Origin of the sequence: Photobacterium minamisatsumaniensis (assembly GCF_050336695.1) — a bacterium.
Lineage (GTDB): Bacteria > Pseudomonadota > Gammaproteobacteria > Enterobacterales > Vibrionaceae > Photobacterium > Photobacterium minamisatsumaniensis.
In genome coordinates this window covers 1-8,610 of sequence record NZ_JAKJSI010000001.1, presented here as the reverse complement: position 1 = coordinate 8,610, position 8,610 = coordinate 1, and the positions used below count along the sequence as shown (strand labels likewise).

At 40.7% G+C, this 8,610-nt stretch carries 7 protein-coding genes; 6 read left to right on the top strand and 1 reads right to left on the bottom strand.

What is annotated here, in order from left to right:
- Positions 1–553 precede the first annotated feature (553 nt).
- Entirely contained in the window at positions 554–712 is a 159-nt protein-coding gene (locus L4D78_RS00035) for a hypothetical protein (protein ID WP_428465064.1), read from the top strand.
- A gap of 411 nt (positions 713–1,123) precedes the next feature.
- Positions 1,124–1,915, top strand: coding sequence for a PhzF family phenazine biosynthesis protein (locus L4D78_RS00030; protein WP_428465065.1), 792 nt, complete (start codon positions 1,124–1,126; stop codon positions 1,913–1,915).
- A 113-nt stretch (positions 1,916–2,028) separates the two neighbouring features.
- Here L4D78_RS00030 and L4D78_RS00025 read toward each other — a convergent pair whose 3' ends face one another.
- Complete coding sequence (locus tag L4D78_RS00025; RefSeq protein ID WP_428465063.1) at positions 2,029–3,216, bottom strand: IS4 family transposase; 1,188 nt, start codon at positions 3,214–3,216, stop codon at positions 2,029–2,031.
- A gap of 139 nt (positions 3,217–3,355) precedes the next feature.
- On the opposite strand from L4D78_RS00025, the gene L4D78_RS00020 reads away from it, so the two are divergent.
- From L4D78_RS00020 to L4D78_RS00005, 4 genes are all read left to right on the top strand, one after another.
- A complete protein-coding gene (locus L4D78_RS00020; protein WP_428465062.1) occupies positions 3,356–3,997 on the top strand; it encodes a hypothetical protein in 642 nt (213 codons plus the stop codon).
- A 41-nt stretch (positions 3,998–4,038) separates the two neighbouring features.
- Positions 4,039–4,572 (top strand): GNAT family N-acetyltransferase, encoded by a 534-nt coding sequence (locus L4D78_RS00015; RefSeq protein ID WP_428465061.1) that lies wholly within the window; start codon positions 4,039–4,041, stop codon positions 4,570–4,572.
- A gap of 1,526 nt (positions 4,573–6,098) precedes the next feature.
- Complete coding sequence (locus L4D78_RS00010) at positions 6,099–7,001, top strand: tetratricopeptide repeat protein (RefSeq protein ID WP_428465060.1); 903 nt, start codon at positions 6,099–6,101, stop codon at positions 6,999–7,001.
- A gap of 134 nt (positions 7,002–7,135) precedes the next feature.
- Positions 7,136–7,897, top strand: coding sequence for a hypothetical protein (locus L4D78_RS00005; protein ID WP_428465059.1), 762 nt, complete (start codon positions 7,136–7,138; stop codon positions 7,895–7,897).
- Positions 7,898–8,610 lie beyond the last annotated feature (713 nt).

Here is an 8,610-nt window from a genome sequence, read left to right as displayed (position 1 = left end):
ATCTCCTGCTGTCTCGGTGGGGCGGCCAAGCCGCTTTGATTTCAGTTCTCATATAACAAACTGTGCAAGTTGACCCTTAACACGCGGCATTTTCACTATGAATTAGCTTTTGTGATTACGGTGTAATCGTTGGGTTTCGGGGCGGGCACCTTCACAAGGGCGTTATATGCCAATTTCTCTTATGGTTTAGGTGCCATTGCCGCTGGTTGTTTTGTGGTTTCAATGTGGGTCGCAATACAGTAAAAATCGTTATGTGAAATGGTGCGGTTAACCTTAATCTCATGCCAATATTCATTGGTATAAATAGCTTTATCTCTCTCAAATTCATGAATCCGCACTGTTGAATTTTGTGCTGGTTCGTTATGATTTCAGTGTTTACTAAGTTGCTGAAATTACGAAGCCAAGCTTGTATTTCAGTTGGTGGTAGTGTGGTGTTCGGGGTTACAGTCAGCATTGTGAGTTTGGGGTTGTTCAGCTGTTGTCTCGGTGGGGCGGCCAAGCCGCTTTTTTTTCAGTTTTCATATAACAAGCTGTGTAAGTTGACCCTTAACACGTGGCATTTTTAGTCTGCGTTGGCTTTTGTGATTACGGTGTAATGTTTGGTTTTGGGGCGGGCAACTTCACAAGGGCGTTATATGCCATTTTTTCTTATGGTTTAGGTGTCATTGCCGCTGGTTGTTTTGTGGTTTCAATGTGGGTCGCAATGCAGTAATAATCGTTCCGTGAAATGGTGCGGTTAACCTTAGTCTCATGCCAATATTCATTGGTACAAATAGCCTTGTCTCTCTCAAATTCATTAATCCGTACTGTTGAATTTGGTGCTGGTTCGTTATGATTTCAGTGTTTACTAAGTTGCTGAAATTACGAAGCCAAGTTTGTATTTTAGTTGGTGGTAGTGTGGTGCTCGGGGTTACAGTCAGCATTGTGGGTTTGGGTTGTTTTTCCTGCTGTCTCGGTGGGGCGGCCAAGCCGCTTTAAGTTCAGTGTTCATATAACAAACTGTGTAAGTTGACCCTTAACACGCGGCATTTTTAGTACGAATTGGCTTTTGTGATTACGGTGTACTGTTTGGGTTTAGGGCGGGCAACTTCACAAGGGCGTTAAATTTAAAGAGGAGCAAACTATCAACGCGTATATATTCAATGTGTTTACAGGTAAGAAGGCAAAGGGTAATCCTGCTGCCGTTGTAAAACTCAATTCTTGGTTACCAGCATACGAATTAAAAGCTATTTCTCGAAACTTAGGGCAACCAGTTACGTCTTTTATTGTTGATGTAGAACAAGGTTATGAGATTCGTTGGTTTGCGGGTGAAATGGAAATTAATCTATGTGGGCATGGTAGCTTAGCTGCCGCAGCTACTATCTTTAAGATTAATCCAAGTCATGATCCTGCTGTCGAGCTTCTTAATAAACATGGAACAGTTTCAGTTAATAAATGCGCTAATGGTTATACGATGGCTATGCCTAGTTGGGATTCAGAGTGTACCTCTGAATTGTCAAAATACAGCAAGCTGCTTGATCTGGAGGCAATTGATGTATTCGCAACGAGGGACTTGGTTGTAGTTCTCGAAAGTGAAGAGCAAGTTCGTAACTTCAAGGCAGACTTTGATGTAATCAAAAATATTAGTGAGTACCATGCAGTGATCTTGACTGCTCAAAAAGGAACTAGCGGTTACGTATTAAGGTACTTTGCTCCTAGTATTGGCATTAATGAAGATATTGCTACAGGTTCTGCTCAGTGTTCATTAGTTCCATACTGGTCAAATCGGTTATCACTAAAGAAGCTAGAAGTGAATCAACTATCAGCGCAAGGCGGATACTTCCAAGTTAATCAAAATCAAAGTGATACCATTGAACTGACCGTGAGTGTTGTGCTGACGCAAGTTGTTAAGCTTGGTGAAAAACAAGAAATTTAACAAAGCAATCAAGGTGATGCGTTGTACTCGGCGGTTTTGGTATGGAGTTCGGTCTACTTTGTTGGCTCAATGGGGCACACCTTATTGCAGGCGCTGGCGGATCCCCACATAATTTATGCACGATAGCTATCCCTCGCCATGAGAATAAGGGCTTGTTGCGCCCAACATATTGTTGATTCGTTGATGTGATATTCCAGCCGCCGAAAGATCTCTTTTCCGAGTCTAACGAACGATAAAACACGTCGGTCTTTTATTGAGTTAGCCTGAAAATGGCGTTGCCAACCGTTATGCTCTGCAATTATCCCAAACCACCAATAGACCATAAAAGCGAGCAGACCAATGAGTAGCAAAATATCGAACCGCTTAGGGTCATGGGTTCGGCTTTGGCGTAAGCCAAAACCGTATTGCGGGCTTTTTAAGTCACGGAACGTTTCTTCAATTTGCATACGTTTGGTGTAGAGCCTGACGATGCAGCGAGATGAAAATATTTTTGTTGGGATATTGGTTGCCAGTAACCAAGGTTCTAGTGCTGACTTTTTATGGACGGCTTGAGCGGAAAAATGCGATCGACCTTTTGGCCGGTCTTTACGTTTTTTAGGTGTTTGTTTTTTATAGAGATGAAGATGACATTGTAATGGTTTTCGCTTGGCTAACTGTGTGAATCCGATATATTTAGGTTTGCTATTCGCTTTATTAAACAATTGTTTGATGTGTTGCCATTGGTTTTTTATTAAGACGTTTACATCCCCTCTGACACGTCCAAGGTAACACCACCCCATGTCGTCCACTTGCCTAAACCAAGTATTACGAAAGCCAGCATCAGTCACGATGATAGGGATGACATGCGAAGGTAAAACAGCGTTGAAATTATCGAGAAACTGCTGATGACTGCGTGGAGAATTGTAGTTTTTAAAGGTAAAGGTTTGTTCGAAAAGCGTCACAGAGCGCCCATCGACAGCGATAGAAGCCCTCAGCACCATGAGGCGTTCATATTCACGAATATCAGCCCAATCAACCAAAACGATGGGCTGTGGATTGACCGAACAAAATTGATGACAGTGCCAACGATAAATATCAAGTCTGTCGTGGTGTAGGTGGCTGTTACCTAATAAACGGTCAACCCGCTTAATACAATGTTTCGTTTTGGCCTTTGAAGGAAGCGAACGACCTAGCAAAGTAAGCGTAAGTGCATCATTGCTAAGCAATGCTTGCACCGAGTCCATGAGTGATTTGAGTCTCTTTTTGTGAATGTTAGGGCATTGATTTTCCAGCGACTCGTGTAGTATTTGAATATCACGCATCTTGGTTTCAATCTTTTGCTTTGTGGTGAAACCATTAGATCAGAAGGTAAGGTGCGTGTCTACTTATTGAACTACAAAGGTATTTTGTGGGGATTCGTAAGTTGCAGGCGTTATGTGACAGCAAAAATTTGGAGTTTATTTGGAAGAGTTATTAACTAAAAATGCGAGTGCAGTGTTTGCAATTCTCGGAGTTCTTTTAGGCGCTATTGTTACAGGTCTATTTGGTTACTATGGTAAATCAAGGGAAACAAAGTTAAAGCTAGCTGAAAAATTTGTAGATAAAAAGCTAGAAGCGCATGATCAAATAATAAATTTAGCAAATTCAATGCGTACAATGGTCGTTGTTGAAGGGGAACATGAAGGTAATGAATTACCAAGGTATCCAGCTTTATTTTCCAATAGGCAGCAATTCGATGACTTTTTGAGTTATTTAAATCAAGTACAAACCCAATCTGAACGTTGGTTATCAGCTGAACTTAAGCGTGAACTCTGTTTCTTTATTGATTATATTGTGACTTTGCGTAAATGGACAGAGCAAGTCAATGACATAGGCTTACCGCGTTTGGGTGTTGCTTTACGTAATGACTTCATTGACATTTCAGGTCGAATTGAAGACGCGGCTCATGATTTCATCAACAATGACGTTGTGAAAATTAACTTCAAAACGGATCGTCGTTGGCATAAATTTAAGCCAGAAGAAACTGAACGAATGTTCTCTAGAACGGTTTTGGTTAGAAGGAAGCCAGAGCTACAATTGATTGTGGATGGTGAAATTACATAACAAAAACATCAAGGTGACGCGTTACACTAGGCAGTTTTGGTGTGGAGTTAGGTGCGCTTGGCTGGTTCACCGTGGCGCACCTTATGTTAGGCGTTATGCCTTTCTTAAATTATGGAGTCTTTAATATGGAAGTTGTAAGAGTAACTCAGAAGGAACTGAGTGCAGTTGTTCCGCTATTCGACCAGTATCGAGTGTTTTATGGTCAGCCTAGTGATTTAGGCTTGGCGCATGCTTTTCTTGAAGCACGTATTTCGAATGATGAATCAGTTGTTCTTCTTGCTAAAAATGAACAAGGCATTGGTATCGGCTTTACGCAACTGTACCCAAGTTTTTCATCAGTTTCAGTTTCAACTACTTTGATTTTGAATGATTTATATGTCATTGAAGAGGTGCGTGGGCAGGGAATAGGAAAGCAACTTCTTAATTCAGCCAAAGCCTATGCTGTGGATGTGAAGGCTAAAGGCATTGGCTTGGAAACAGCGCGAGATAATTTAGGCGCTCAAAAACTGTACGAATCATTAGGGTATGTAAAAGATACAGAGTACTACAGTTATTTCTTGAATTTACAGGCATAACAAGGCCATCAAGTTGACCCTTTACACGCGGCAGTTTTGGTATGAATCTGCTTGTGTGTTTACGGTGTCATGTTTTGGTTTGGTGGTGGGCAACTTATGGCGGCGTTATATGCCATTTTTTCTTACGGTTTAGGTCTCATTGCCGCTTGATATTCAGTGGTTTCAATGTGGGTCGCAATGCAGTGAAAATCGTTCTGTGAATTGTGCGGTTAACCTTAATCTCATGCCAATATTCATTGGTATAAATAGCATTACCTCTCTCAAATTCATGAACCCGCACTGTTGATTTTCGTGCTGGTTAGCTATGATTTTAGTGTTTACTAAGTTGCTGAAATTACTTTGCTAAGTTGGTTTATTAGTTGGCGGTAGCTTGGTGTCCACGGTTACAGCTAGCATCGTGAGTTTGGGGTTGTTCACCTGTTGTCTCGGTGGGGGCGGCCAAGCCGCTTTAAGTTCAGTGTTCATATAACAAGCTGTGTAAGTTGACCCTTAACACGTGGCATTTTTAGTATGAATAGGCTTTTGTGATTACGGGGCAAGGCTTTGGTTTCGGGGCGGGCACCTTCACAAGGACGTTATATGCCATTTTTTCTTACGGTTTAGGTCTCATTACCGCTGGGTATTCAGAGGTTTCAATATGGGTCGAAATGCAGTGAAAATCGTTCTGTGAAATGGTGCGGTTTGCCTCAGTTCCATGCCAATATTCATTGGTATAAATAGCCTTGTCTCTCTCAAATTCATGAGTCCGCACTGTTGAATTTTGTGTTGGTTCGTTATGATTTCAGTGTTTACTAAGTCGCTGAAATTACACTACCAAGTAAGGTTTCAATCGTTGGTAGGTTTACGGTTACAGTTAGAATCGTGAATTTGAGGTTGTTTACCTGCTGCCTCGGTGGGGCGGCCAAGCCGCTTTAAGTTTAGCGTTCATATAACAAGCTGTGTAAGTTGACCCTTAACACGTGGCATTTTCAGTATGCATTGGCTTTTGTGTTTACGGGGCAAGGTTTTGGTTCAGGGGCGGGCAACTTCACAAGGGCGTTATATGCCATTTTTCTTACGGYTTAGGTCTCTTTGCCGCTGGGTGTTTTATGGTTTCAATGTGGGTCGTAATGCAGTGAAAATCGTTAYGTGAATTAGTGCGGTTAACCTTAATCTCATGCAAATATTCATTGCTATAAATAGCTTTGTCTCTCTCAAATTCATGAATCCGCACTGTTGAATTTGGTGCAGGTTCGTTATGATTTTAGTGTTTACTAAGTTGCTGAAATCACACTGCCAAGTAAGGTTTCAATCGTTGGTAGATTGGTGTTTACGGTTACAGTTAGCATTGTGGTATTGGGTTGTTTTCCCTGCTGTCTCGGTGGGGCGGCCAAGCCGCTTTAAGTTCAGTGTTCATATAACAAACTGTGTAAGTTGACCCTTAACACGTGACATTTTCAGTATGAATTGGCTTTTGTGATTACGGTGTAACCTTTAGGTTTAGGGGCGGGCACCTTCACAAGGGCGTTATAAGGATTAAATAGTCTATGTCAGATTATATCTCAACAAGATCAATCAGCGATCTTTTAGAGTCTCTAGAAAGGCACCTGAAGCTTCTGAGAAACTTCTATATTGAATGTTTTGAGCAAAACAATGAAGAATATTTTGGGGAGATCGCTGGGAAAATTCGTCTTTTAACAAAGACTAAAGGAGGGGATAAAGCCCTTCTGATAGGGTTAATGAAAGAGTTTGAAATAGAGCCTACGCAGATATTTGATGGCCCGCCTGTTCAATATCCTGCAGGCCACCCTGAACCCGGTAAGCCGCATACGCTCGAAACATACTTAACAATGGATAGTATGGGATTTCGGACAACTGGAGACGGATTTAAACTATTGAGTAAATCCGAGTTTGTGTGTCTATTTGCAGAAAAGCATGGCGCTGCACATGAAGACTGGAACCATCCGGAGATACTAAGAATTATTAAATATTCGAATATTTTTGTTGGCGATGAAAAGCTTTATATGTCTGAGTTGAAAAGTATCGCTCATTGGGTTTTGTGGTTTGGTAATGAGTTTATATCTAATTTGTCAGAAGAGTTAATTGAAGAAGTAGAAAATAAAAGGAAACTGAAGGTTAACTACAAAGATAGTTTTGCTCATGGTCGATTGGGAACACTTTACTTAAATCAGGGAAAGTTAAAAAAAGCAAAGAAGCACCTATCTAAAAGTTACGAATTAGATAGTGACCAAATAGAAACGCACTGGAATCTTGCTTGCCTGTATTCATTGCTAGAGAAATACGAAATAACATTAAAGCACATTACAATTGTTAAAGACAAATGGGGCACCGACGAATTAAAGAGTTTACTCAGTGATGATGACCTTACTAATTTTGTTAACCAGTCTGCATTTAATGAAAAAATTGAGCTGTTGCTGAGAAGTAAATAAATATCCTTATAACAAGGCAATCAAGGTGATGCGTATTACTCGGCATTTTTGGTATGAAGTCCGGCGCGCTTTGCTGGTTAGGTGGGGCACACCTTATTGCAGGCGTTATGTCACATGAGAAGAGTTAAAAATCAGTGGAAGTATTTTATCTTGTTATAAGCATTGTTGTTATGGCGGTATTCACCGGGTTAATATCTAGACACTATCTAAGAATTCAGCACTTTTTTAAGGCTGTAGGTTGGATCAAAGTTCTAGTTTTTCTGACTTTGTCAATTTGGTTGCTTTTCGTCGCACTAAAGCAAGAAAATGGTGTGAGTTCAGTCATCCTGCCAACTATTCTTGGGCTTGCATTGAACGGTCTTATTTTTACAGTATTTCTTGATTACATGAAAAGCAGAACTGCTGAAAAAGATGAACTTTCAAAAATAGCTGTGATGAACGAGTTAATTGGAAACTCTGTATATTACTTTCAAACAGCTAATGGTATTGACCTTGAGTCATACAAAGACGGTCGAAAGCTTCAGTATGTACAACAAAGTACGATTGAAAAGTTATTTAACCATTATAAAGGTTCCAAAAAGTTGAGTCAGTCTGAAGTCGAGTATTTTGCTGCGCTAGGAAAGCGCCTGTCTAATCATCTACCAATATATACATCGATGCTTACATCCACATATTCTGTTGATTCAAATCTAGCTAGAGTCTGGACTGAAATTGTTTTCTCTATGGAAAGTTTGGCTGCAATATTAATCGAATTTGAAAAAGACCTGACCGAGAGTACAGATCAGTTTGAAATTGATGGTTTAATTTATACTACTCGTCATCGAATTGGTGAGTATTTTGGTAAGCTACTCGCTTTCAAACAATATGAAGCCGTACGAAAGAGCCAAGTGACATAACAAAGCAATCAAGGTGATACGTTACACTCGGCGGTTTTGGTATGGAGTTCAGTGTTCTTTGTTGGTTCGGTGGGGCACACCTTATTGCAGGCGTTATATGCCATTTTTTTCTTATGGTTTAGGTCTCATTGCCGCTGGGTATTTATAGGTTTTAATGTGGGTCGAAATGCAGTAAAAATCGTTCCGTGAAATGGTGCGGTTAACCTTAATCTCATTCTAATGTTCATTGGTATAAATAGCCTTGTCTCTCTCAAATTCATGAATCCGCACTGTTGAATTTTGTGCTGGTTCGCTATGATTTCAATATTTACTAAGCTGCTGAAATTACACTGCCAAGTAAGGTTTCAATCGTTAGTAGGTTGGGGGTTACGGTTACAGTTAGCATCGTGGTCTTGGGATGTTTTTCCTGCTGTCTCGGTGGGGCGGCCAAGCCGCTTTATATTCAGTGTTCATATAACAAGCTGTGCAAGTTGACCCTTAACACGCGGCATTTTTAGTTTGAATTGGCTTTTGTGGTTACGGTGTAATCNTTRGGTTTYGGGGCGGGCAACTTCACAAGGGCGTTATATCCCGATAAAAGGAATACGAAATAAATGTCTGAAAAGTTCATGCTTAGAGCATTAGAAATATCAAAGCAAGCATTGCCTAAGTGTATTCCTAACCCTCCAATTGGTTGCGTATTGGTTAAAGATGACTCAATCGTTTCAGAGGGG